Origin of the sequence: Salegentibacter maritimus (assembly GCF_016236975.1) — a bacterium.
Lineage (GTDB): Bacteria > Bacteroidota > Bacteroidia > Flavobacteriales > Flavobacteriaceae > Salegentibacter > Salegentibacter maritimus.
On record NZ_JAEHNY010000005.1, the window covers coordinates 241,076 to 266,005 of the forward strand.

The following is a 24,930-nucleotide window of genomic DNA, read 5'->3' on the forward strand; positions in this document are numbered from 1 at the left end:
TTTACCTGGCAGGTTGTAAGGTTTTCCAGCTTTCTGGAATAAAGATACAAAATTAGGTTAAGCGTTCCTTGATTATGGTTTGTACAATATTAACGGCAACGCTATTATATTTATTGGTAGGAATAATAAGATCGGCAAATTCTTTGGTAGGCTCTATAAATTGCTGGTGCATGGGTTTTAGTGTAGTTTGATAACGCCATAAAACTTCATCTAAGTCGCGCCCACGTTCAGAAATATCTCGTTTCAGTCGGCGAATTAACCGCTCATCACTATCGGCGTGAACATAGATTTTAATATCGAACATCTCTCTAATATCGGGATGAGCAAAAATTAAAATACCTTCAACAATTACTACTTTTCTAGGTTGGGTTTCCAGGGTCTCTTTGGTGCGGTTATGCTCTTTAAACGAATAAACAGGTTGCTGAATGGTGTTACCCGCTTTTAGTTCTTTTAGGTGTTCTACCAGGAGGTCAAAATCTATAGATTTTGGATGATCAAAATTGGTTTTTACCCTTTCCTCTTTGGCTAAATGGCTAAGATCTTTATAGTAGGAATCTTGAGAAATAACATCTACTTCTTCATTTTTTAATTCGTCTATAATTTGCCTTACTACCGTAGTTTTTCCGCTGCCGGTTCCACCTGTAATCCCTATAATGAGCATCTAAAAAAGTTTGGGGCAAATTTAAACATTTGCCCCAAACTAAAAATAAATATGGTTTTTTAATTCTAAGCCCGGTCTTAGGATTTTTTTGAGTAAAAGAACCTGGATTAATGTGAGCTTGGGCTAGTCACGAAACAACCTATTCTGTTTCTTCAAGAGGTAGCATTTTCACTATCCCTGTTCCTTCGGCTGCAACATAAATAAACCCATCAGGCCCCTGTTGAACATCGCGTATTCTTCCAAGACCTTCCAGTAATTTCTCTCTTTTAACTACTTTTTGATTCTCTAAAGCCATGTGTTCCAGGTATTGAAATTTAAGAGAGCCTATTAAGAGGTTTTCTTTTAGCTCTGGATATTTATCTGAAGTAACTTTTTCAAATCCGCTGGGTGCAATAGAGGGAATCCAGTAAGTAAGCGGATTTTGGAATTTAGGCCCTGTTCTTTCTTCGGTAATAGTGGTGCCATCATAATTTTCGCCATAGGTAACTACAGGCCAGCCATAGTTTTTTCCGGCTTTTACTACGTTTATTTCATCGCCGCCTTTTGGGCCGTGCTCGTTTACCCATACTTCTCCGGTTTCTTTGTTAAAGATCATTCCCTGCGGATTTCTATGTCCATACGAGTAAATCGCTTCTTTGGCATTTTCTTCTCCCACAAAAGGATTGTCTGAAGGAATGCTTCCGTCTAAATTAAGTCGGTATACTTTCCCACCATCTCTGGTAATATCCTGCGGATTTACATCTCTGTTTCCTCTATCTCCAATGGTAAAAAATAAGTGACCTTCATTGTCAAAGACTATCCTTGAGCCAAAGTGCTGTCCTTTGGTAGAATTGGGTTTTCCTTTATAAAGATCTTCGCGATTGGTTAGTTGATTATTTTCCAGCTTAGCACGAATTAAGGCTGTGTTTCCGCCTTCACCATCGCCTGACTCAGACGAATAGCTGATATATACCCACTTATTACTTTCAAAATCGGGGTGAAGGGCAATATCCAATAAGCCGCCCTGTCCCTGGTTGTATATTTCGGGAACTCCGGAAATTTCTGTTTTTTCTCCGTTTTTAAAATGGTATAAATCTCCACCTTTTTCGGTAACAAGGATGCTCCCATCTGGCAGGAAGTCGAAGCCCCAGGGAATGGACATATCTCCAATTACTACCTCATGCTCATATTCTTTATCGGGAGAAACTGCTTCCGGCTGTTTTTCGGGAACCGGGTTACTCTCTTGTTCAGTGGTTTCTGTTTTTTCTTCTACCACAGCTTTTTCATCTGATTTTTGATTTTCCCCGCAGGCGAAAAATGCAAAGGTTAGACCTACTAATAATAAAGTTCGTTTCATCATATTTTTGTGTTTGGCTTAGCTTGCACTATGAGCAAGTTTTTAACTAAGATATAAAAAATCTAAACTTTTTCTTGTAGAGTGATAAGTTTTCTTATATTTGCACCCGCTTTGCAGGATAATAAACGCTGCAGGTTGAAATTTTGAAGTTTAGGATAGCAATAGCTATTGAGTTTAGGGGTGTAGTCTTTCGACTTCGCTCGAGAAAAACTACACTACAACTTTACACCATTCGGGGTGTAGCGTAGCCCGGTTATCGCGCCTGCTTTGGGAGCAGGAGGCCGCAGGTTCGAATCCTGCCACCCCGACTAATCAAAGTTTAAAAGTCTTTCATTTTTTAATGAGAGACTTTTTTTATGCTATAAATTTTAGGAATCTCCATGAGTCTATTGCAAAAGTCTAACTAAAAAACAAAAGAGGTTGACTTTTCAGACAACCTCTTTTGTTTTTTAACTTATTAGAATAAGAAAAAGTGATTATTTCTCGTCATCATCGTCATCGTTTTTTTCCGGAATTTCCACAATGGGTTCATTGTAATCTGAATCGTCATAATCGTCTTCATCAAACTTGGCCATAGTATTTTCCAGGCGTGTACTTACTTTTACCAGGTAAATAGAATCTTCGGTTTTTACTTCAACCGCTTCAATAGTTTCATTTTTTGCATTTTTAAATGAAATTATATGGTCGTCGTCATAACCATCAGGGTACTTTTCTACCAGGAGTCCAAGTATTTCTGGAGTTAGTTTTTTGTAATCAACAATAATTCGTTTCATAAATAAGTGTTTATGAGGATGTAGTTAGTATATTAAAAATAACATTTTTAAGTAATAAATCAAGCTTTTTGGTAATATTCAAAAGCATTCCAAATTAACTCGTTGGGCACTTTACAGTCTATCACTGTGTTTCCAATATCTTTTAAGAGAACAAAATTTATATTTCCATGAGAATTCTTCTTGTCATATTTCATTAAATCTATGATCTTTTGAATGTCTTCTTTAGAAAATTCAACTCTATCATAAATGTCTAGAATCTTAAGGCTAATTTCTTTTAATTTATCTTCCGGGAACTCCTGAAGTTCTTTAGATAGGTAGGTGGCTAAAATCATTCCAATGGCAATGGCTTCACCATGAAGCAATGTTGTTTTTTCAGGATGGGTTAAAAAGTAAGACTCTATAGCGTGCCCCAGGGTATGCCCATAATTTAATGTTTTGCGTAGGCCATTCTCTTCGGGGTCTTCAGTAACTACTTTTGCTTTAATTTCTACCGATTCTTTAATTATGCCATCGAGATCCTCTAGCGTAAGCCCACTTAGATTAGTCACTTTATTCCAATAATCTTCGCTACTAATTAAAGCGTGTTTTAAAATTTCTGCCAGTCCGCTTCGCATTTCCGTTTGTGGTAGGGTACCTAGAAATGTAGGATCAATTAGCACCATTTCAGCATGATTAATTACGCCAATTTGATTTTTAAGATTACCCAAATCAACCCCGGTTTTACCCCCTACAGAAGCGTCTACCATAGCCAGTAGGCTGGTGGGAACATTTATATAGCTTATGCCTCTTTTAAAGGTAGAAGCCACAAAACCACCTAAATCGGTTACCACGCCACCGCCAAGGTTAATCATAAGGCTTTTACGATCGGCATCTAAATCAGACAATGCATTCCATAGTCCCGAACAGGTTTCCAGATTTTTATTTATTTCTCCCGCTTCAATTTCTAAAATTTCAATAGCTTCCTGAAATTCTATTTTTTCTGAAAAAAAGGCCAGGCAATCCCGGTGTGTATTATTATCTACCAAAAGAAAAATTTTTGAAGGGTTTTCTTCTTTTAAAAAAGTATTTAATTTAATAAAACCATCTTCCTGGAAGTATACCGGACCTTTATTTGCTGCACTATGGGACATAGTTTTTAACGTTTTTAGTATTTAAAATATGGCTTCGAAAATAAGCAGAAATATTCATAATAAAATCAAACTTCAATAATTATATTTGCTACCATTAAGATACGCCCATGATCAAGAGAAAAATCTTTAACGATACAAAAACAGCTTTTAAGTTGAAATCTGATTTAGAGCTGGACCGTGCTATATTTTTGTTTAGCATGATGAATAGGAAAACGTTGGTAGATGCGGGTTCCTGGTTAACTAAGTTTTCATTGAAACTACATTTACCGGTAGAAGGTATAATTAAAAAAACCATTTTTGAACAGTTTTGTGGGGGGATTACCGAAGAAGATTGTAAGCCGCTTATCAAAGAGATGTATTCTAAGAAGTTGCATAGTATTCTGGATTATTCGGTAGAGGGAAAAGAAACCGATGAACAGTTTGATGCCGCATTAAACAAAAAGATGAAACTAATAAAGTTTGCGGCTAAAAGTGAAGAATTGCCTTTTTCTTTATTTAAACCAACCGGGATTGGAAGGTTTGCTATCTGGGAGAAAATTACCGAGCGCGTTAATTTAAGCGAAGATGAAAAGCAAGAATGGGAACGGGTGAAGGAAAGAGTGGATACATTATGCAAATGTGCTTACGAAAACAATGTACGATTATACGCTGATGCCGAGGAAAGTTGGATGCAACTTGCTGCCGACGAACTGATGGAAGACATGATGAAGAAATATAATAAAGATAAGATTCTTATTTATAACACCTTCCAGTGTTACCGTTGGGACAGATTGGAGTATGTGAAAAACCTACATGAAAAGGCCAAAAAAGAGGGCTTTAAAATTGGGGCAAAAATTGTGCGGGGTGCTTATATGGAAAAAGAGAATGCACGCGCGAAGAAATATGGATATACTTCACCAATTTGCGAAAATAAAGAGGCTACCGATGTTAACTTTAACAGTGTCATGTCTTATTGTTTAGCTAATCTTGATGATATCCACTTGTTTATTGGAACCCATAACGAGGTTAGTAACTATTTGGCTTTGCAGAGTATGGAAGATAAAGGCCTGCCCTTTAACGATAAGCGTATTTGGTTTAGTCAGTTGTATGGTATGAGTGATCATATTAGTTATAACCTGGCTAAAAAGGGCTATAATTCTGCAAAACTATTACCTTTTGGCCCTGTAAGGGATGTAGTACCTTATTTATTAAGAAGAGCGCAGGAAAATACTTCTGTGAAAGGCCAAACGGGTCGTGAGCTTTCACTTTTACAAGAAGAAAAGAAACGGAGAAAAGGCGAACCTACCAAACACGATAGGGGAGAGCATTAAAATAAAAAGCTGTTTAGGAGTTTTAATTATTATACTCGTCACCCTGAACTTGTTTCAGGGTTTAACATATTTTAATTATCCACATATTAGATTCTGAAATAAATTCAGAATGACGGTTTTAGAAATTTATTGGCACCGCCAAAGGGTGTAATACCCCGAGGCTTGCCTCGAAATTAAAAAAATGTTTCCAACGAATGCCTCGTGGGCTTGCCCCGAGGTAGTTTACTTCCAAACAGCTTTTTTATATCTATTGGTTGAAGCGATTAAGCTTCGGTTTCTTCCATGGTGTGATATACATTTTGTACATCATCATCTTCTTCCAGTTTTTCCAATAATTTCTCTACATCGGCAGCTTCTTCCGGGGAAAGCGGTTTTGTAACTTGTGGAATTCTTTCAAATCCTGAAGAAAGAATTTCTATATCCCGGTTTTCCAATTCTTTCTGAATGGCCCCAAAATATTCGAAAGGGGCATAAATATGTATGCCGTCTTCATCTTTAAAAACTTCTTCGGCCCCAAAATCTATAAATTCCAGCTCCAGTTCTTCCACATCCAAACTTTCTGGGTTTAATCTGAAATTGCAGGTGTGATCAAACATAAATTCAACCGATCCTGAAGTTCCCAGGTTTCCGTCACATTTATTAAAATGCGATCTAACATTGGCTACGGTACGATTGTTATTATCTGTGGCAGTTTCCACCAATACAGCGATTCCGTGCGGTGCATAACCTTCAAAAAGTACTATTTTATAATCCCCCTGGTTTTTATCACTTGCCCTTTTAATGGCACGTTCAATATTATCCTTGGGCATATTTACACTTTTCGCGTTTTGGATAACTGCCCTTAGTTTAGCATTGGTATCAGGATCAGGGCCGCCTTCTTTAACGGCCATCACAATATCTTTTCCAATGCGGGTAAAGGCTTTGGCCATTGCAGACCAACGTTTCATTTTACGTGCCTTTCTAAATTCAAATGCTCTTCCCATTTATTCTGAATAAAAAATTGAGACAAAAATAAAAAAAAAGCTTCCAATTCAATTTAAAAAATGAAAGCTTTAAATTTTAATGTACTTTTTTCTGTGTTTAGGCTGATGCTTCTACGATTTCTTCAATAGCTTTTGCCAGTTTAAAATCTTTCTCGGTAACACCGTTGGCATCATGGGATGTGAGCGAAATTTCTAATTCGTTATACACATTGCCCCAATTAGGATGGTGTTGTTGTGCTTCAGCTTCAAAGGCTATTCGCGTCATTACCGTAAATGCCTCTTTAAAATTTGCAAACTGAAAAGAGGTATGAATTGCGTTATTATTGTAAACCCAACCCTCAAGATTTTTCAGTTTTTTGTTGATTTCTTCTTCACTTAGTTTAGTCATGAGAGTTATTTTTATGATTCATCTTTAAATTTAAGCAACTAAAACCTGAATTTTTAATCTAAATTATTTTTAGTACAAGATTAACACCTATTGCTTTACAGAAGCTTTAGCAACTTGATGTACCGAAACCTGTAAATTTTCAGGAAGTAAATTCTCTTTAGGTAAAACGGCTAAAAACCTATCGAAATTAGAGTTGTAAATGTTTTTGAAAACTAAATTTTTATACCCCAATACCTCGCAAACCTCTTCGATAAAATCTTTTTGATGTACTAAATCTGAGCTGCCCAAATGAAAAACACCCTGTCTTTTTCTATTGATGATATAGTGTATTTGCTGGGTTAGTTTTTTAATTTCGGTAACATTAATAACAACATTGGGAAAAACCTCCAGGGCCTGCCCAAATTCAATTTGCGACTTAATTAATTTTAAACGTGGGGAATTATGCCCAAACACCATAGGGAGGCGTAAAATATTGTATTTATGGTTAGGCAATCTTAATAAGGCATTTTCAATCTTAATTTTAAACCTACCATAGATACTTTGCGAAAGGGTTTTATCATATTCGTAAGATGGGAAGTTGGTAAATGCATCAAATACGTTTGCCGACGAGATAAATAAGAGTTTACAATGATGGGTTAAGATGTAATTTATAATCTCGAAATGTGTATTAATTTGAGCATCGAAGCTCCCCCGAACGGCAGAAATTATTACCGTAGGTTTTAAGTTTTGCAGGAGGATTTCAATGTTTTCAGTTTCCATATCGTATTGATGAAACTGATGGTTTTCTTCAAATCCTGTGTTGGGTGTATGGTAGGTGCCGTGTGTATCAAAAAAGGAGCATAGCTCTTTATATAAGGCATTGCCTATAAAGCCGCTTGCTCCTAAAATTAATATTCGTTCCAAAAAAATTAGCCTTTATAAAAGGGTAATTTCACCTGTACGGCAGGAATGGATTTTTTTCTGACTTTTATAAAAATCTTGTTGCCAAATTTAGCAAGTTCGGTAGTTACATAACCTAAACCAATTCCTTTTTCCAGTGAAGGTGACATTGTCCCAGATGTTACTTTGCCAATAACCTTGCCATTTTCATCTTCAATTTCGTAACCCTGGCGTGGTATTCCGCGTTCTTCCAATTCAAAAGCTATTAGCTTGCGTTTTGGCCCTTCTTCCTTTTCTTTTTTTAAGATTTCAGCACTAATAAAGTCTTTGGTAAATTTAGTGACCCATCCTAATTTTGCCTCAATAGGGGAGGTAGTTTCATCTATATCGTTTCCATAAAGACAAAAGCCCATCTCTAACCTTAAAGTATCACGCGCGGCAAGTCCAATTGGTTTTATTCCAAAATCTTTTCCGGCTTCCATTACGCGATCCCAAATTTGCTCGGCATCTTCATTTTTAAAATAAATTTCAAATCCGCCGCTACCGGTATAGCCCGTAGCCGAAATAATTACCTTGTCAATTCCGGCAAACTCGGCAACTTCAAAAGTGTAGAACTTCATATTGCTAAGATCTACATCAGTGAGTTTTTGCATGGCTTCGGCGGCTTTTGGGCCCTGGATAGCCAGTAGGGAAAACTCGTCTGAAATATCACGCATAGTAGCATCCATCGTGTTATGTTGCGCAATCCAGTTCCAGTCTTTATCTATATTTGAAGCGTTTACTACCAGTAAATACTTTTCGGCATTAATTCTATAAATAATTAAATCGTCTACAATCCCGCCTTTTTCGTTGGGCATTACAGTGTATTGTGCTTTCCCATCTACCAATTTTGATGCATCATTAGTAGTTACTTTTTGAATAAGCTCTAAAGCGTGCTCCCCGGTAATGAGAAATTCTCCCATGTGTGACACATCAAAAACACCTAAATTTTCTCGAACATTTTGATGTTCAATATTCACACCTTCATAAGAAACCGGCATATTGTAACCGGCAAAAGGTATCATCTTGGCATTAAGTTCTTTATGCCTTGCGGCTAGGGCAATCTCTTTCATTTTCTTTAAAATTTGCGCTAATTTATTGATTTCGGTTTGAATATAATATTAAAATGGGGTTTTTGTGAAGAATCATTAAATACAAATTAAACTAACGATTGTACTATAAATTAGTAGCTTTTATAAGCATCTATTGCAACTAAAAATAAATGCTGATATACTTACAATGAATGGTGAAAAATTAGTTTCCAATTGCTTAAAATTAAATGTGTTAGTTTACAGTGGCTGAAGTTTGGTCTTTTAAAAAGTAGCTTTCTGTGTTTAATTTGTAATTTTATAACAGTAAGTAAGCTCGTGGCAAGCCCAAAAAATCATTAAGTCGAAAGATTCTTTATCCCTAGGCAGTCATGATAAATACGTATTGGGATAAATCTAAAGTAAAATTCAAGCAATCTAATTATGAAAATATTATCTGCAGCACAATTAAATGAAGCCGATAAAATTACTATGGAAACCGAAGGGATTTCCAGTACGCGTTTAATGGAGCGAGCGGCAAGTATGGTTTTTGGTGAAATTCATGAGAGGCTGGAGGGTGCGGATATTGCTATTAAAATTTTCTGCGGAATAGGAAACAATGGTGGCGACGGACTTGTAGTTGCGCGTTTGCTGCATAAATATGGCTATAAAGTGAGCGTGTATGTGGTGAATTATAGCGATAAGCGCTCTGATGATTTTCTGGTGAATTATGATAGATATAAAAAGGAAAGCAATACATGGCCAAACCTTATAAAAAGAGCCGAAGATTTCCCTGAAATTTCCCCGGGTGATTTTGTGGTAGACGCGATTTTTGGAATTGGTTTAAACCGCCCTGCCGAAGGTTGGCTGGCAGAATTACTGAGACATATTAATCAGTCTGGTGCTTTTTGTTTGGCAATAGATATGCCTTCGGGCTTGTTTCCGGATAAAGCTCCCGCTAAGGATGCTGCAGTTATTAAAGCGAATTATACACTTACTTTTCAAACTCCCAAGCTTGTTTTTCATTTACCGCAAACAATGCATTTTGCTGGCGAAGTACAGGTTTTGGATATTGGATTGGACCGCACTTTTTTAAAAGCAGTTAAACCGCTTGCCCAGTTAATAGGTAAACGTGAGGCAAGACAACTTTATAAAGCACGCTCTAAGAATACCCATAAAGGAGACTATGGGCATTGTCTTGTGGTAGGTGGAAGTTATGGTAAAATAGGGAGCATTTCACTTTCGGCCAGAGCAAGCTTAAGAGCCGGAGCAGGCTTGTGCAGTATTTTTTCACCTAAATGCGGCTATACCATTTTGCAAACCACGCTGCCGGAAGCGATGGTAATTACCGATAAAAGTGAGCACGAACTCACCAATATTGAAACAGATTTTGAGCCAGATGTTATTTGTTTTGGAATGGGGGCAGGAAAATCGGCCAATACGGTGAAAGCTTTTAAAACTTTGTTGGGGCAAACCAAAAGCTCTATGCTAATTGACGCTGACGGTTTAAATATGCTTTCTGAAAATAAAGAATTACTGGCATTGCTTCCTAAAAACTCGGTTTTAACGCCGCATCCAAAAGAACTTAAGCGCTTAATAGGTGAGTGGGAAGATGATTTTGATAAGATGAAAAAGATCGAAACTTTTACAAAAAAGTATAAAGTGATCCTGGTTTTAAAAGGCGCCCATAGCTTTGTTTTTAGCGGCAAGCATATTTATATCAATAACTCAGGAAACCCTGGTATGGCTACCGCCGGGAGTGGCGATGTGCTTTCAGGAATAATCGCGGGCTTAATGTCACAAAAATATGAACCTTTGGTAGCAGCTATTTTAGGCGTTTATTTGCATGGGCTTTCAGGAGATATTTGTGTGAAAAAGCTTGGTTACGAAGCCATGCTCTCCGGTGATATTAACGATAATCTGGGACAGGCTTTTTTGGCTTTAATGAAAGATGAGAAAAGAGGCTAGTTATATTTATAAATGTTTAGGTCTTTTATTTTTAAAAATTCTTAAATATTCTGCTTTAAATTTGGATTACATTAGTAGAAATAAGAATTTTGGCAGAGATCTTAGAGAATTGTAAGAAGTTAAAAACTTTTATACACTTTCTATTTTTATAATTAAATAAACAATCCTTATAAAACCGGGTTTAGCCAGCTATTATTGCTACTGTAATGGCTTAAGGTTAAGTCATGGTGTTTAAAACCACAATTTATGCAATCTCATCATTATATCAGTTCAGCCATTTTAGACTTAGAAATAATTGAAGATATTTTGGTGAATAGAAAAAAATTGGCACTTAGTGAAGAAGCCGAATCTAACATTAAGAAGTCCCGAATATACTTAAACAAAAAAATTACCGAGAGCGACACTCCTGTGTATGGAATAAATACCGGTTTTGGTGCTTTGTGTAACGTAAAAATAAGTTCGGGTAAATTAACCGAGCTCCAGGAGAATTTGGTTAAATCTCACGCTTGCGGTACAGGTGATAAAGTGAATAAAGATATTGTGAGATTAATGCTTTTGCTTAAAATTCAATCTTTAAGTTATGGGAATTCGGGTGTTGCATTAGAAACCGTTTTAAGGCTAATAGATTTTTACAATCTTGATATTTTACCGGTGGTTTACGAACAGGGTTCGTTGGGAGCTTCCGGAGATCTTGCTCCGCTGGCGCATTTGGCCTTGCCTTTAATTGGAGAAGGAGAAGTTTATTTTGAAGATAAAATAATAAGCGGGTCTGAATTATTAAAAATTCAAAATTGGGAAGCTTTAAAGTTACAATCTAAGGAGGGCTTAGCTTTGCTTAACGGTACACAGTTTATGAGTGCCCATGGGGTGTATGCATTGCTTAAATCTTTTAAGCTATCTTATCTGGCCGATCTAATTGGTTCTATATCTATAGATGCTTTTGATTGTAATTTATCACCATTTGACGAATTGGTGCATCTAGCCAGACCGCATAGAGGGCAAATTAAAACGGCTGAACGGATTCGAAAATTTTTAGACGATAGCCAAATTGCCAAAAGCGAAAAAGATAATGTGCAGGATCCTTACAGTTTTAGATGTATACCACAAGTACACGGGGCAAGTAAGGATACCTTAAGTTTTGTAAGGAAAACTATTAAAACCGAGATTAATTCGGTTACCGATAACCCCAATATATTTATTGAGAAAGATAAGATTATATCAGGGGGGAATTTTCACGGTCAACCATTGGCACTTGCGTTAGATTACCTGGCAATTGCGATGGCAGAATTGGCTAATATTTCAGAAAGAAGAACTTACCAACTAGTTTCGGGACTTCGGGGCTTACCGGCATTTCTAGTAGAAAATCCGGGTTTGAATAGCGGATTTATGATTCCGCAGTATACGGCTGCGAGTATAGTAAGCCAAAATAAGCAACTTGCTGTTCCTGCCAGTGTAGATTCTATTGTTTCGTCAAATGGGCAGGAAGATCACGTAAGTATGGGGGCTAATAGCGCTACAAAACTTCTAAAAGTGGTGGAGAACCTAAACAGTGTTTTGGCTATAGAACTTTTTAATGCTTCCCAGGCGATGCACTTTAGAGAACCGGCAAAAACCTCAGTAATTTTGAGTGAAGTTTTGGCCGGATTTAGAAAGGTGGTGCCCGTATTACATACAGATGTAACTATGGCACCCCATATACAAGCTTCCAGGCGATATCTTAACAATTTTAATTTTACTGAAAATATTTTTGATTAGATTCTAAACTGTATCCAGTTAATGGCCTGGTCTAAACTATCGAATACCCCAAAAGAATCAGGATCGTTGTAGAATTGGCGTTCTACATTGTTAGCATTCAGTTTAATAAGCTCATTTTCACTCACCACTGCAATAGCTTTTAAATTTTTTTCAAGGGCAGAGTGCCTATAGACGAGTGGGTCTACTGCATAGGAGTTCTTTCTTAGTGAGATATAACCATAAGGTTTATTTTGAAAAACTTCTTTGCCAATTTCTAATAATTTAGCGTTGTTTTCGGCATTAAAAAGAACGCCTTCTTTTAATTCGGCGATTAGAATATTTGACAGGATATGAACCTGCCCAAACTCTAATTCCAGAGTTTCTGTAATCATTAATGTAGGGATTAATAGGGTGCGAATTTAATATTTTTCAATGAATTTGATAAAAAAAGGTTATCTGAAAATAAATCTTCAGATAACCTCTATAAAAAGTATTAATATTTAAAAAACCTATGATTCCGGCTCTTCAATTTTTTTATCAATTTTTATGGTCAATTCATTTTTATCTTCATCCAGATCCATAAAAATACTGTCTCCTTCTTTCAATTTAGAAGTAATTATTTCTTCGGCCAGGGCATCTTCAATATATTTTTGAATAGCTCTGTTTAAAGGTCTTGCGCCATACTGTTTATCAAATCCTTTTTCAGCGATAAAATCTTTGGCTTTATCACTTAAGCTGAGGTTGTATCCAAGACTTCCTATCCTGCTGAATAATTTAACTAATTCAATATCAATAATTTTATGAATATCTTCTCGTTCAAGACTGTTAAAGATTACTACATCATCAATTCGGTTCAAAAATTCTGGAGCAAAAGCTTTCTTTAGCGCGTTTTCAATTACGCCTTTGGCATTTTCATCGGCTTGTGAACGCTGGGAGGCAGTACCAAATCCTACTCCCTGTCCAAAATCTTTTAATTTTCTTGCTCCAATATTAGAGGTCATGATAATAATAGTATTTCGGAAATCTATTTTTCTTCCAAGGCTATCGGTTAAATACCCATCATCTAATACCTGAAGGAGCATGTTAAATACATCTGGGTGTGCTTTTTCAACTTCATCCAGCAAAATTACTGCGTAAGGCTTTCTGCGCACCTTTTCCGTTAGTTGCCCACCTTCTTCATAACCAACGTATCCGGGAGGTGCACCAATTAACCTGGAGATAGCAAATTTCTCCATATACTCACTCATGTCTATTCGTATAAGAGAATCGTCATTATCAAATAATTCCCGTGCTAAAACCTTTGCTAATTGCGTTTTACCTACCCCTGTTTGGCCTAAAAATATGAATGAACCAATGGGTTTATTAGGATCTTTAAGTCCTGCACGGTTTCTCTGAATAGCTTTTACAACTTTACTAACTGCATCATCCTGCCCAATAACCTTACCTTTAATTTTATGGGGAAGTTCCACCAATTTATTGCTTTCAGTTTGGGCAATACGGTTTACAGGCACTCCAGTCATCATTGAAACCACATCGGCAACGCTGTTTTCATCTACCGTTTCTTTATGCTTTTTAGATTCTTCTTCCCATTTCTCCTGTGCTACCTGAAGCTCTTTTTCAAGATTTTTCTCATCGTCCCTAAGCTTGGCAGCTTCTTCATATTTCTGCTTTTTAACAACTGAGTTTTTATTAGCGCGAACCTCTTCAAGTTTCCGCTCAAGGTCTAAAATTTGCTTGGGAACATCTATATTGGTAATATGCACGCGAGATCCGGCTTCATCTAAAGCATCTATAGCTTTATCTGGTAAGAATCGATCGGTTAAATACCTGTTAGTTAGTTTAACACAGGCTTCAATAGCCTCGTCGGTATAGGAAACGTTATGATGTTCTTCGTATTTGTCTTTAATATTATTTAAAATTTCGATGGTTTCTTCTACCGAAGTAGGTTCTACAATTACCTTTTGAAACCTTCTTTCAAGCGCACCATCTTTTTCAATATACTGGCGATACTCATCTAAAGTTGTGGCACCAATGCATTGTATTTCTCCCCTAGCCAGCGCAGGTTTAAACATATTGCTCGCATCTAAGCTGCCTGTGGCACCACCGGCACCTACAATGGTATGAATTTCATCTACAAAAAGAATAATGTCATCGTTCTTTTCAAGCTCGTTCATCACGGCTTTCATGCGTTCTTCAAACTGGCCACGGTACTTTGTTCCTGCTACTAAACTGGCAAGATCTAAAGTTACCACGCGTTTGTCAAAAAGTATTCTGGAAACTTTTCGCTGTACGATTCTAAGTGCCAGTCCTTCGGCAATAGCCGATTTACCTACCCCGGGTTCACCGATTAATAATGGGTTATTTTTCTTTCTTCTGCTTAAAATTTGCGAAACCCTTTCAATCTCTTTTTCCCTTCCAACAACAGGGTCGAGCTTATCATTTTCGGCCATGGCGGTTAAATCCCTTCCAAAGTTATCTAAAACAGGAGTTTTTGATTTTTTAGAAGTTTTTCCCGGGCCACTGCCACCACCGCTAAACGGATTGTCTTTTGTTGCATCACCTGTATTGCTGTCATCATCTGAAAACGATTCGGCTGTTGGGCTGTCTTGAAAATCATTTTCATCGCTTGCGGTCATATATTTAAACTGATCTTTAACGCCATCATAATCTACTTTTAGCTTATTTAGTAGTTTAGTGGTAGGGTCGTTTTCGTTTCTTAATATGCAAAGCAATAAATGCGCTGTATTGATATTTGAGCTTTGAAAAAGCTTAGCTTCTAAAAATGTTGTTTTTAAGGCTCTCTCTGCCTGGCGGGTAAGGTGTAAATTCCTTTTCTCGTTAGAAATTACGGTAGATTCAGGATTAGCAGGGCTAAGAATTTCTACTTTACGCCTTAAATGACTTAAGTCTATGTCTAAGGCATTTAAAATATCTATTGCCTTGCCATCTCCGTCTCTAAGCAAGCCAAGCATAAGATGTTCAGTGCCAATAAAATCGTGGCCTAAACGCAATGCTTCTTCCTTGCTGTACGCGATTACATCTTTTACTCTTGGTGAAAAATTATCATCCATCTTTATCTTCCTTTCTCTCTATGATTTATTCAGTACAAATATTTCAAAAATTGTACCTAATCCAATGATATTAGCTAATTGACAAAATTACTTTCAATAATCAAAGGTTAAAATAAGGAACTTATTAACGATAGCGCACTAAATTTTTGTTAATAAAATCTGGTTAAACAATACGTCAAACAGGGGGTTAGCTGCTATAAAATATGTAAATTGGCACGTTAGATTTGTGAACTAAATTAAATTTTACAATATGGCTGAAGGAGAAAAGCTTATTCCTATAAATATTGAAGATGAAATGAAATCGGCCTACATTGATTATTCAATGTCGGTCATTGTGTCACGTGCTTTACCAGATGTTCGTGACGGCTTAAAACCGGTGCATCGCCGGGTTTTATATGGGATGTATGAACTGGGGGTACTTTCTAATCGTTCCTATAAAAAATCTGCCAGGATAGTTGGGGAAGTTTTAGGTAAGTTTCACCCTCATGGTGATTCTTCGGTTTACGATACCATGGTACGTATGGCGCAGCATTGGAGTATGCGGTATATGCTGGTAGATGGGCAGGGTAACTTTGGATCTGTAGATGGTGACAGCCCTGCAGCAATGCGTTATACCGAGGCCAGGATGCGTAAGATTAGTGAGGATATGCTTGCCGATATAGATAAAGAAACGGTAGATACGCAACTGAACTTTGATGATTCTATAAACGAACCGGTTGTACTACCAACTCGTATTCCCAATTTGCTTGTAAATGGTGCCAGTGGTATTGCCGTTGGGATGGCAACTAATATGGCTCCCCATAATATTTCGGAAGTAATAGACGGTACAGTTGCCTATATAGATAATCACGATATAGAGGTAGAGGAGCTTATGGAGCATATTAAAGCTCCCGATTTTCCTACCGGAGGAATAATTTATGGTTACGATGGGGTTCGGGAAGCTTTTAAAACAGGAAGAGGCCGTATTGTAATGCGAGCCAAGTCTAGCCTGGAGGAGATTAATGGTAAAGAATTTATTGTTGTTACCGAAATCCCTTATCAGGTAAACAAGGCAGATATGATTAAAAAGACTGCCGACCTTGTTAATGAAAAGAAAATTGAAGGAATTAGTCTTATCAGGGACGAGTCTGATAGGAATGGAATGCGAATCGTATATCAATTAAAAAGAGACGCCATTCCTAATATTGTTTTAAATACTCTTTATAAACATACTGCTTTACAAACTTCTTTTAGTGTAAATAATATTGCGCTTGTAAACGGTAGACCAGAGATGCTTAATCTTAAAGATATTATTTATCATTTTGTAGAGCATAGGCATGAAGTGGTTGTAAGAAGAACCGAGTTTGAACTTAAAAAAGCCGAAGATCGCGCACACATCCTGGAGGGCTTAATTATTGCTTCAGATAATATAGATGAAGTTATTGCATTAATACGTTCTTCCAGCAATGCAGAAGAAGCCCGAAACAAATTAATAGAACGTTTTGAGCTAACAGAGGTACAGGCAAAAGCAATTGTTGAAATGCGTTTGCGCCAGCTTACCGGCCTGGAGCAGGATAAACTGCGTGCCGAGTATGATGAAATTATGAAAACCATTGAAGACCTTAAAGACATTCTGGCGCGAAAGGAACGCAGAATGCAAGTAATTAAGGACGAACTTCTGGAAATTAAGGAAAAATATGGGGACGAAAGACGCTCTACTATAGAATATTCAGGTGGCGATTTAAGTATTGAAGATATGATTCCAGATGAGCGTGTTGTAATTACTATTTCCCACGCCGGATATATTAAAAGGACTTCATTAAACGAATACAAAACCCAAAATAGGGGTGGAGTTGGTCAAAAAGGCTCTAATACAAGAAATGAGGACTTCCTGGAATACCTTTTCTCTGGAACAAATCATCAGTATATGCTGTTCTTTACCCAAAAAGGAAAATGTTTCTGGATGAGGGTTTATGAAATTCCTGAAGGAAGTAAAGCATCTAAGGGTAGAGCTATTCAAAACCTTATTAATATAGACCCCGATGATCGTGTAAAAGCATTTATATGTACACAAGATCTTAAAGATGAAGATTACATCAATAAGCATTATGTAATTATGGCCACTAAGAAAGGCCAGGTTAAGAAAACCTCTTTAGAACAATATTCAAGGCCTAGAACCAATGGTATTAATGCAATTACCATTAAGGAAGATGATGAATTGCTAGAAGCAAAATTAACCAATGGTGATAGCCAGGTAATGCTTGCCGTAAGGAGTGGTAAGGCTATTAGGTTTGAAGAAGGAAAAACCAGACCAATGGGAAGAAACGCTTCAGGAGTAAGAGGTATTACTCTGGCCGATGATAAGGATGAAGTGGTAGGAATGGTTTCTGTTGAAGATTTCGATTCTGATATTCTTGTAGTTTCTGAAAATGGATACGGAAAAAGATCCAGTCTGGAAGATTATAGAATAACCAACCGTGGTGGAAAAGGTGTGAAAACAATATCTATTACCGAAAAAACCGGAAACCTGGTTGCTATTAAAAATGTTTCGGATAAAGAGGATATTATGATTATCAACAAATCTGGCATTGTAATAAGAATGGAAGTTGCTAATCTTAGAGTTATGGGGCGTGCAACCCAGGGTGTTAGATTAATTAACCTTAAAGGAAATGACGCCATAGCTGCTGTTGCAAAAGTAATGCATGATGAAGATGATGTAGACTTAATGGATGATGCAGAAAAGACTGTAGATACTGAAGAAAATTCGAATGGCACAACTATTGTAAACGATAGTGAAGAATAACTAAAATAAAAACCAAAACAAGATGAAAAGTAATATTTTTACTGTAGCCTTGTCACTTTTATCAGTGGCTGCGGTTGCTCAAAAAAGTGAAATTAAAGATGCTGGTGATGCCATAGATGATGGTAAATATGCTGAAGCTAAAACTCAATTAAAAACCGCTGAATCATTGCTTTCTGAAGCTAATGAGAAGTGGACGGAAAGGTTCTACCTCTATAAAGGTCAGGCTTATTTAGGAAGCGGGGAAAACGCTTCCCTTGAAGATTTGGAAATCGCCGCCGAAGCTTTTAAACAGGCTCAGGATTTAGGAAATAGTGATGAAGCTGTTCAGGGATTTGATCAGGTAAGAAATGCTTTGGTGCAAAGTGCTATTAACGATCAAAACACAGAGAACTATAAGAATGCAGCAGACAAGCTACATTATAGTTACCAGTTAAATAAGCAGGATACTCTTTATTTATATTATGCAGCAGCCAATTCTTTAAATGCGCAAGATTATACTACGGCATTAGAATATTATGAAACATTAAAAGAGTTAGGTTTTGATGGTTCTGGTGTAGAATATCTTGCCACTAATGTAGAAACTGGTGAGGAAGAGGTAATGAATAAAGAACAGAGAGAGTTAATGCTTAAGACAGGTGAATATAAAGATCCTAGAGATCAAAAAATTCCATCTAAAAAGGGAGAGATAGCCAAGAACATTGCTCTAATTTACATTCAGGAAGGTGAAGACGAAAAAGCAATTGCTGCCATTAAGGACGCTAAAGAAGAAAATCCTGACAATGTTGCACTATTGCAAGCTGAAGCCGACGTTTATTACCGAATGGGGGATAAAGAAAAGTATAATGAGTTGATGCAGGAAATGGTTAAGAAAAACCCTAATGATCCAAATATATACTACAACCTTGGTGTAACTGCTGCTGAATTGGGAGATAACGAAAAAGCCATTGAGTATTATAAAAAAGCACTTGAGATAGATCCTGATATGACCAATGCCAGGATGAATATTGTAGTTGCTATCCTTGCTAAGGAGCGTAGTATTATTGACGAAATGAACGGTCTGGGAATGAGTAAGGAAGACAATAAACGTTATGAGGAGCTTGAAGAAGAACGAAATAAAATATATAAACAAGCTGTTCCTTACCTTGAAAAGGTGATTGAAGCCGACCCGGAAAACACTAATGTTATAAGAACAGCCATAAACATCTACAACCAATTAGGAGAAGATGAGAAAGCTAAAGCACTTAAAGCTAGATTACAGTAATTAAACTTTAAATAAGCTATAAAAACCACCGGATATCCGGTGGTTTTTTTTGTCCATTATTAAAATCTAATTTTTAGAAACTCATTTCAAATCTCTTAAAAACTCATCAATATTTTTGGATCTTGTTTTTTATAGTCAATTATTCTTCATCTTTATTGCTTAAAAAAATTGTCTCATTACTATTTTTAGAAAAACCTTCGTTTCTTTAGGTTGTTTGTTCTTTAATTTATTTTCTAAAATAAATTTGCATTATACTGTATTTCAGTTTGTTGTTGTATGCACTTTATACGGTGCTTTAACTTGTAGTTGTTTAGTTGTAGAACTTACGTTATATTCAAGCGCTAATACCCCAAACCCTACATGTTTTATGAGTACAGATATTTTGTTTAATCACGATCCCCAACGTGTTAAAGAAGTAAACCGTTATGATTTATCTACCAATATTGATGAGGAGGACTTAAAGTTTCTAAGTAGCATGGCAGCTGAAATATGCAAAACCCAAAGCGCCCTTGTTTCACTAATAGCAGAAGATACACAATGGATTAAAGCTACGCATGGGATGGACTTAGATGTAAGGCAATTTCCACGGGAGTTTACTTTCTGCAATTATACCATAGCGAATTTAGAGGAAGTTACCATTGTAGAAGATGCCAGAAAAGATGAACGATTTAAAGATAATGTTTTTGTAACTGGAGAGAATCCGGTAATTTTTTACTCTGGAGTTCCGCTTATCAATGAGCGGGGTTTTGCTGTTGGTACTTTATGTGCTATAGATAGTAAACCCGGAAAACTAAGTGCTTTACAACAAGAGCGGCTTAAAAAGCTCTCTAACCAGGTGATGAAATCTTTAGAACTAAAGCGAAAAACATTAGAGTTAGAACGCTTAAATGATAGCCTAATACAAGAGAGAAAGAAGTATCAGTACGTTACTAAAGGTACAGAGACAGCTACTTTTGAATGGAGCATTAAAAAAGATAAACTTGAGTTCAACAATGTTTGGCAAAAACTATCAGGCTATCAGCAAGATTATTTTAAAGGTAAGGGAATAAAATTTTGGAAGAGCCTGGTGCATCCAGACGATGTAGAAACGGTACAACAACGGCTTAACGATCATTTTAATGGAGATGAAAAGATATTTAGTTGTGAATTTCGTTTTAAGCATCAAACAGGTAAATGGATATGGATTTCCAGTCAGGGAAAGGTTTTTACCTGGGGAGCAAGAAACAGGCCTATTAAAATGTATGGCTTACATCAGGATGTTACAGCAAAAAAGGATAAAGAATTTGAGACTCTTTATCGCCAAAATTTATTAGATGCACTATATCAGCTTTCTCCTCTAGGAATTGCGCTGAACGATTATGAAACCGGAAAATTCCTGGAGGTTAATTCAAAATTAGTGGCACCTACAGGCTATACTAAAAAAGAATTTATAAATTTAAGCTATTGGGATCTCACTCCCGAGGAATATGCAAATTCTGAAAAAGAACAAATACAACAACTAGATAAAGTTGGGTTTTATGGTCCCTATGAGAAGGAATATATTAAAAAAGACGGAACCAGGTATCCTGTATTGTTAAAGGGAGTGCTTACGTATGATGCAACCGGAAAAAAGAGAATATGGAGCTTTGTAGAAGATATTTCAGAAAGAAAGCATGATGAAAAAATAAAGGAAGAGAGACTTGCTCGTATTGAAAATCTTTTTAATATTACAGAAAGTCAAAATGAAAGGCTCAAGAATTTTGCCCATATTGTTTCACACAACTTAAGATCACATTCCAGTGGTATTACTTTGTTGTTAGAATTTCTGCTTGATTCACATAAGTTTCTTGATGAAGATGAATCGTTTACCCATTTAAAAAATGCTTCTCGAAATTTAGATACTACTATACAGGATTTAAATGAGATAGTTGAGGTTAATATATCCGGGCAGCAAAACTTTCAGTTTGTAAACTTAAAAACCACAGTTTCGAGAATGATTGAGAGTGTTTATGCACAATTAGAGTCAGAAAATGTAAGTATTCAGGCAAATATCCCCGAAGATATTGAGATTTATGGTTTAAGATCTTATCTTGAGAGTATTGTTATTAATTTTATAACCAACGGAATAAAATATAAATCATCTAATAGAGAAAGTTTTATTCATATAGACGCCAAGAAAGATCATATTGCGCAAACCATTAATATCACTTTTGAGGATAATGGTTTGGGTATAGATTTGAATTTACACGGGGAACGACTCTTTAAAATGTACAAAACTTTTCACGATCATAAAGACGCACGCGGAATTGGCTTATTCCTCACCAAAACTCAAGTTGAAACTATGAACGGGAAAATCGAGGTTGAAAGTAAAGTTGACGTAGGAACAAAATTTATAGTAAAACTACCTTATGAAAAAAATTAACTTAGCTTGCTTAATTGAAGACGATCCAATTCATATTTTCCTTTCTAAGAAATACCTGGAAATGACCGGAAGAATTGAAAATATAATGATTTGCCAAAACGGGAAAGAAGCTTATGATAAGCTTCAAGCTATCTTTACTTCGGGAGAGATACTTCCCGAGTTGATTCTTCTGGATTTAAATATGCCCATTTGGGATGGTTGGCAGTTTCTAGAAAAATTTAAAGACATTCCTATTCAATCTAAAATAACTATTTATATACTTACCAGCAGCATTAATGAAGCCGATAGAGAGAAAGCAAGGCATTTTAATAATGTGAACAATTATGTGGTAAAACCTATAAAACTGGAAACATTAATAGACTTGCTGGATGAAATGGATAAAGAGGTAGTTAATAATCAAGACTAGTTTTAGCTTATCTATGTATAGAGTTTTAGAGACAAGGATGCTAATTTGTTAAAAATTTCTTATAAATCGCTTTTATAAGGCTTTAATAAGTAGGAGGAAAGCTTGGTAGTAGGTTTTATAATTTCTTTTTCGTATGTTACCCAATTATAAAATTATGAGATTATTTTTTTATTCTAAAAATTGATAAAAGCTTTAATAAGGAGATTTTGCCTTTCACTATAGGTTGGTGAAACTAATAAAATTAAGAAAAATGATCTCCTGATTTATCTTATTGTTTTGGATAAAAAAGCAGTTTTAAGATTAAATACTATAGTATATTTAAACGTTAATTATGGGAAGACCTTCTACGAAACCTAAAGATTTAAGAGATGGATATTATATTGAAGTCCGCAATAAAAACCAACGAACCGGAATAAAAATTCGAAGGGACACCAGGGAACAATTGTTATTAGCAATTGAGGAGTACAAAGAAAGTAAAGAGGTTGTTGTATTGGGAAAATCTGAAAATGGGAAGATGAAAGATATCCCGGGCCTTTAAGAGAAATATTTAATTAGCTTGGATTCTACGGAACCATCCAAGTTTTATCCCGATAGTATAGGATCTTCCGGGGCTTGACTCGAAATACAAAAAAAATCCATTTAATGCCTCGTTGGTTTGCAACGAGGTATTTTAGTTTATCGTGTTTCGGATGTAATTGTTGTTTTGGATTCAATAAGGCATTGTACTAAAAAATAAACTACGTAAAGCAACTCCAAAAAAAGAAAGCATTATTCTTTTAATTTGGCTAATGGGCTATAATTAATTTTTGGCACAAAAATCAGGTTATAGAAATGGCCAAGGTATAAAGAAGGCTTCCTCTATGATTTCACTTAAGGATTGCTGAATACTTCTTTAATAATTTTCTATTTTAGCACTTCATTAACATTCTATCTAATTTAAATTATGGCAGACGCAGTTAATTCTCCTAAAAAGGGCATGTTAAATAAGGCTCTTGACTTAGTTGAAAAGATGGGGAATAAATTACCAGATCCCGCAATTTTATTTTTTTATTTACTCATTTTTATATGGGTTTTATCGGCTTTTCTATCTCCTTTTGATTTTGGGGAAACTCATCCAATGACCGGTGATAGCCTTAATGTTCAAAATTTACTTACCGGAAATCAATTAGCCGAATTTCTTGCCAATATGGTAGATACTTTTGTGCTTTTTGCTCCTCTGGGAATAGTCTTGGTAGCTATGCTGGGTGTAGGGGTGGCAGAACATTCGGGCTGGATTGATGCTGGCCTTAAAAAGCTACTAAATTTCACACCCAAGAAATTACTAACTCCAATGCTTATTTTAATAGCCATTGTGAGTCATACCGCTGCAGATGCCGGTTATGTGTTGGTAATTCCATTGGGAGGTGTTATTTTTTACGCAGCCGGGCGCCATCCTTTAGCTGGTATTGCCGCTGCCTTTGCAGGGGTGTCTGGAGGTTTTTCTGCAAATTTTATCCCTTCGGCTATAGACCCGCTTATTATGAGCTTTACTTTGGAAGCCGCCAGAATTATGGATCCTAATATTAATTTAAATCCATTAAATAATTGGTATTTTACCTCTGCTTCAACTTTATTAATAGTACTTGTGGGTTGGTGGATAACCGATAAAATAGTAGAACCAAGGCTTGCCAAAGTGAAAATAGATGGAGATGAAGATCAAATGCCAAAAATGGAAAAGGTCTCGGCTAAAGAAAGTAAAGCTTTTTGGTTGGGGTTCCTGGCAATGGTTCTCGGATTGGTTGGTTTGTTTCTATGGGCATATCCTGAAGATTCAGCTTTAAGAGGTCCCGGAATGGTTGATCCCGAGACTAAATCTCTTACTTCATTCCATGCACCTTTAATGAAAGCAATAGTTCCCTTAATATTTGTATTACTATTGATTCCCGGATTGGTTTTTGGCTTTGTATCTGGAAAGTATAAATCTTCAGGAGATTTAATAAAGAGTATGACAAAATCTATGGAAAGCATGGGCTATTATATTGTTATGGCCTTTTTTGTGGCACTTTTTATAGATGCTTTTTCTCGTTCAAATATTGGGCTTTTAATAGCTATAAAAGGAGCTAATTTTCTTCAGGCATTAGATTTGCCGGGGCAGGTAACTATAGTTGGTATTGTAATTTTAAGTGCGTTTGTAAATTTAATGGTGGGTTCTGCATCGGCCAAATGGGCACTTATAGCACCTATTTTTGTACCTATGCTCATGCAATTGGGGATTTCGCCCGACCTTACTCAGGCGGCTTATAGAGTAGGGGATTCGGTGTCTAATATTATTACTCCTCTTTTACCTTATTTTCCATTAGTGGTTGTCTTTGGCCAGCGCTATGTTAAAGGTATGGGAATAGGAACCCTAATATCTATGATGCTACCTTTTTCGGCTATCTTTTTAGTGGCCTGGACTATTTTTCTTTTAGTTTATTGGTGGCTGGGAATTCCATTGAGTTTTGAAGCGAATTATCTTTATCCGGCATCATAAAATTGGATGAATTCTTATATACAAAAAAAGATGCTCAGCATAAGAGCATCTTTTTTCAAGTAATTAGTTAATACATACCAAATAGAAACAGAATTCTTTGCTGATGTTTTACAGCAATTGAGAATCAAAAAGAGCTGTTGATTTTCAGAAGTTTTATAATTCTAATTATCTTGATTTATACCTATTCTATAATATTTACCGCTATTGGCCGCTTCAAAAGCTTCATCAAGTTTTTTTAGAGGAAATTCTTTTCCAACTAATTTTTTAA

19 protein-coding genes and 1 tRNA gene are annotated in these 24,930 nt (G+C 36.2%); 10 read left to right on the forward strand and 10 right to left on the reverse strand.

The features are described from left to right. Positions 1-52: 52 nt before the first annotated feature. Positions 53-661, reverse strand: a complete 609-nt coding sequence (udk, locus tag I6U50_RS07380; RefSeq protein ID WP_193709818.1) for a uridine kinase — start codon at positions 659-661, stop codon at positions 53-55. Positions 662-800: 139 nt separating this feature from the next. After that, entirely contained in the window at positions 801-1,997 is a 1,197-nt protein-coding gene (locus tag I6U50_RS07385) for a PQQ-dependent sugar dehydrogenase (protein WP_198638400.1), read from the reverse strand. Between the two features lie 233 nt (positions 1,998-2,230). On the opposite strand from I6U50_RS07385, the gene I6U50_RS07390 reads away from it, so the two are divergent. Next, positions 2,231-2,305 (forward strand) — tRNA-Pro (locus I6U50_RS07390). Between the two features lie 168 nt (positions 2,306-2,473). Here the strand turns inward: I6U50_RS07390 and I6U50_RS07395 are convergent. After that, positions 2,474-2,770 (reverse strand): hypothetical protein, encoded by a 297-nt coding sequence (locus tag I6U50_RS07395; RefSeq protein WP_198638379.1) that lies wholly within the window; start codon positions 2,768-2,770, stop codon positions 2,474-2,476. A gap of 59 nt (positions 2,771-2,829) precedes the next feature. Then, positions 2,830-3,900: a 3-dehydroquinate synthase gene (gene aroB / locus I6U50_RS07400; RefSeq protein WP_198638380.1), complete on the reverse strand. Its 1,071-nt coding sequence runs from the start codon at positions 3,898-3,900 to the stop codon at positions 2,830-2,832. Between the two features lie 107 nt (positions 3,901-4,007). On the opposite strand from aroB, the gene I6U50_RS07405 reads away from it, so the two are divergent. Further along, positions 4,008-5,210 (forward strand): proline dehydrogenase family protein, encoded by a 1,203-nt coding sequence (locus I6U50_RS07405; protein ID WP_198638381.1) that lies wholly within the window; start codon positions 4,008-4,010, stop codon positions 5,208-5,210. Between the two features lie 263 nt (positions 5,211-5,473). Here the strand turns inward: I6U50_RS07405 and I6U50_RS07410 are convergent, their stop codons facing one another. The 4 genes from I6U50_RS07410 to gcvT all read right to left on the reverse strand — a co-directional run bounded on the left by I6U50_RS07410 (position 5,474) and on the right by gcvT (position 8,572). Continuing rightward, positions 5,474-6,193 carry a YebC/PmpR family DNA-binding transcriptional regulator gene (locus I6U50_RS07410; RefSeq protein WP_198638382.1) on the reverse strand — a complete coding sequence of 240 codons (720 nt, stop codon included), beginning with the start codon at positions 6,191-6,193 and terminating at the stop codon, positions 5,474-5,476. Between the two features lie 97 nt (positions 6,194-6,290). After that, positions 6,291-6,581: a 4a-hydroxytetrahydrobiopterin dehydratase gene (locus tag I6U50_RS07415; protein ID WP_193709811.1), complete on the reverse strand. Its 291-nt coding sequence runs from the start codon at positions 6,579-6,581 to the stop codon at positions 6,291-6,293. An 87-nt stretch (positions 6,582-6,668) separates the two neighbouring features. Continuing rightward, the gene (locus I6U50_RS07420; RefSeq protein WP_198638383.1) at positions 6,669-7,484 is read right to left on the reverse strand and encodes a sugar nucleotide-binding protein; all 816 of its coding nucleotides are present in this window, start codon (positions 7,482-7,484) and stop codon (positions 6,669-6,671) included. Positions 7,485-7,489: 5 nt separating this feature from the next. Then, positions 7,490-8,572 carry a glycine cleavage system aminomethyltransferase GcvT gene (gene gcvT, locus I6U50_RS07425; protein ID WP_193709809.1) on the reverse strand — a complete coding sequence of 361 codons (1,083 nt, stop codon included), beginning with the start codon at positions 8,570-8,572 and terminating at the stop codon, positions 7,490-7,492. A 399-nt stretch (positions 8,573-8,971) separates the two neighbouring features. Between gcvT and I6U50_RS07430 the strand changes: the two genes are divergently transcribed. Next, the gene (locus I6U50_RS07430; RefSeq protein ID WP_198638384.1) at positions 8,972-10,495 is read left to right on the forward strand and encodes an NAD(P)H-hydrate dehydratase; all 1,524 of its coding nucleotides are present in this window, start codon (positions 8,972-8,974) and stop codon (positions 10,493-10,495) included. A 246-nt stretch (positions 10,496-10,741) separates the two neighbouring features. After that, positions 10,742-12,250, forward strand: a complete 1,509-nt coding sequence (gene hutH / locus I6U50_RS07435) for a histidine ammonia-lyase (protein WP_198638385.1) — start codon at positions 10,742-10,744, stop codon at positions 12,248-12,250. On the opposite strand, the gene I6U50_RS07440 is transcribed toward hutH, so the two are convergent. Both I6U50_RS07440 and I6U50_RS07445 read right to left on the reverse strand, forming a co-directional pair. After that, positions 12,247-12,621 (reverse strand): hypothetical protein, encoded by a 375-nt coding sequence (locus I6U50_RS07440; protein WP_198638386.1) that lies wholly within the window; start codon positions 12,619-12,621, stop codon positions 12,247-12,249. The two genes, hutH and I6U50_RS07440, sit on opposite strands and share 4 nt — an antisense overlap. 117 nt (positions 12,622-12,738) lie before the next feature. Then, on the reverse strand, positions 12,739-15,300 hold the full coding sequence (locus I6U50_RS07445) for an ATP-dependent Clp protease ATP-binding subunit (protein ID WP_198638387.1): 2,562 nt from the start codon (positions 15,298-15,300) through the stop codon (positions 12,739-12,741). A gap of 250 nt (positions 15,301-15,550) precedes the next feature. On the opposite strand from I6U50_RS07445, the gene gyrA reads away from it, so the two are divergent. From gyrA to I6U50_RS07475, 6 genes are all read left to right on the forward strand, one after another. Continuing rightward, positions 15,551-18,082: a DNA gyrase subunit A gene (gene gyrA / locus I6U50_RS07450; RefSeq protein WP_198638388.1), complete on the forward strand. Its 2,532-nt coding sequence runs from the start codon at positions 15,551-15,553 to the stop codon at positions 18,080-18,082. A gap of 22 nt (positions 18,083-18,104) precedes the next feature. Then, complete coding sequence (locus I6U50_RS07455) at positions 18,105-19,343, forward strand: tetratricopeptide repeat protein (RefSeq protein ID WP_193709803.1); 1,239 nt, start codon at positions 18,105-18,107, stop codon at positions 19,341-19,343. 367 nt (positions 19,344-19,710) lie between these two features. Further along, entirely contained in the window at positions 19,711-21,744 is a 2,034-nt protein-coding gene (locus I6U50_RS07460) for a PAS domain S-box protein (protein ID WP_198638389.1), read from the forward strand. Next, positions 21,731-22,150: a response regulator gene (locus I6U50_RS07465; RefSeq protein WP_198638390.1), complete on the forward strand. Its 420-nt coding sequence runs from the start codon at positions 21,731-21,733 to the stop codon at positions 22,148-22,150. The genes I6U50_RS07460 and I6U50_RS07465 overlap by 14 nt, the downstream gene beginning before the upstream one ends. A gap of 331 nt (positions 22,151-22,481) precedes the next feature. Then, positions 22,482-22,688, forward strand: coding sequence for a hypothetical protein (locus I6U50_RS07470; protein ID WP_193709800.1), 207 nt, complete (start codon positions 22,482-22,484; stop codon positions 22,686-22,688). A gap of 405 nt (positions 22,689-23,093) precedes the next feature. Then, positions 23,094-24,662, forward strand: a complete 1,569-nt coding sequence (locus tag I6U50_RS07475) for an AbgT family transporter (RefSeq protein WP_193709799.1) — start codon at positions 23,094-23,096, stop codon at positions 24,660-24,662. The last annotated feature ends 268 nt before the right edge of the window (positions 24,663-24,930 follow it).

Coding starts and splice junctions, on each gene's coding strand:
- I6U50_RS07395 (WP_198638379.1), bottom strand. CDS start 2,770: ATGAAACGAATTATTGTTGATTACAAAAAACTAACTCCAGAAATACTT.
- I6U50_RS07470 (WP_193709800.1), top strand. CDS start 22,482: ATGGGAAGACCTTCTACGAAACCTAAAGATTTAAGAGATGGATATTAT.
- I6U50_RS07445 (WP_198638387.1), bottom strand. CDS start 15,300: ATGGATGATAATTTTTCACCAAGAGTAAAAGATGTAATCGCGTACAGC.
- I6U50_RS07455 (WP_193709803.1), top strand. CDS start 18,105: ATGAAAAGTAATATTTTTACTGTAGCCTTGTCACTTTTATCAGTGGCT.
- hutH (WP_198638385.1), top strand. CDS start 10,742: ATGCAATCTCATCATTATATCAGTTCAGCCATTTTAGACTTAGAAATA.
- gcvT (WP_193709809.1), bottom strand. CDS start 8,572: ATGAAAGAGATTGCCCTAGCCGCAAGGCATAAAGAACTTAATGCCAAG.
- I6U50_RS07410 (WP_198638382.1), bottom strand. CDS start 6,193: ATGGGAAGAGCATTTGAATTTAGAAAGGCACGTAAAATGAAACGTTGG.
- I6U50_RS07460 (WP_198638389.1), top strand. CDS start 19,711: ATGAGTACAGATATTTTGTTTAATCACGATCCCCAACGTGTTAAAGAA.
- gyrA (WP_198638388.1), top strand. CDS start 15,551: ATGGCTGAAGGAGAAAAGCTTATTCCTATAAATATTGAAGATGAAATG.
- I6U50_RS07430 (WP_198638384.1), top strand. CDS start 8,972: ATGAAAATATTATCTGCAGCACAATTAAATGAAGCCGATAAAATTACT.
- aroB (WP_198638380.1), bottom strand. CDS start 3,900: ATGTCCCATAGTGCAGCAAATAAAGGTCCGGTATACTTCCAGGAAGAT.
- I6U50_RS07385 (WP_198638400.1), bottom strand. CDS start 1,997: ATGAAACGAACTTTATTATTAGTAGGTCTAACCTTTGCATTTTTCGCC.
- I6U50_RS07475 (WP_193709799.1), top strand. CDS start 23,094: ATGGCAGACGCAGTTAATTCTCCTAAAAAGGGCATGTTAAATAAGGCT.
- I6U50_RS07440 (WP_198638386.1), bottom strand. CDS start 12,621: ATGATTACAGAAACTCTGGAATTAGAGTTTGGGCAGGTTCATATCCTG.
- I6U50_RS07405 (WP_198638381.1), top strand. CDS start 4,008: ATGATCAAGAGAAAAATCTTTAACGATACAAAAACAGCTTTTAAGTTG.
- I6U50_RS07465 (WP_198638390.1), top strand. CDS start 21,731: ATGAAAAAAATTAACTTAGCTTGCTTAATTGAAGACGATCCAATTCAT.
- udk (WP_193709818.1), bottom strand. CDS start 661: ATGCTCATTATAGGGATTACAGGTGGAACCGGCAGCGGAAAAACTACG.
- I6U50_RS07415 (WP_193709811.1), bottom strand. CDS start 6,581: ATGACTAAACTAAGTGAAGAAGAAATCAACAAAAAACTGAAAAATCTT.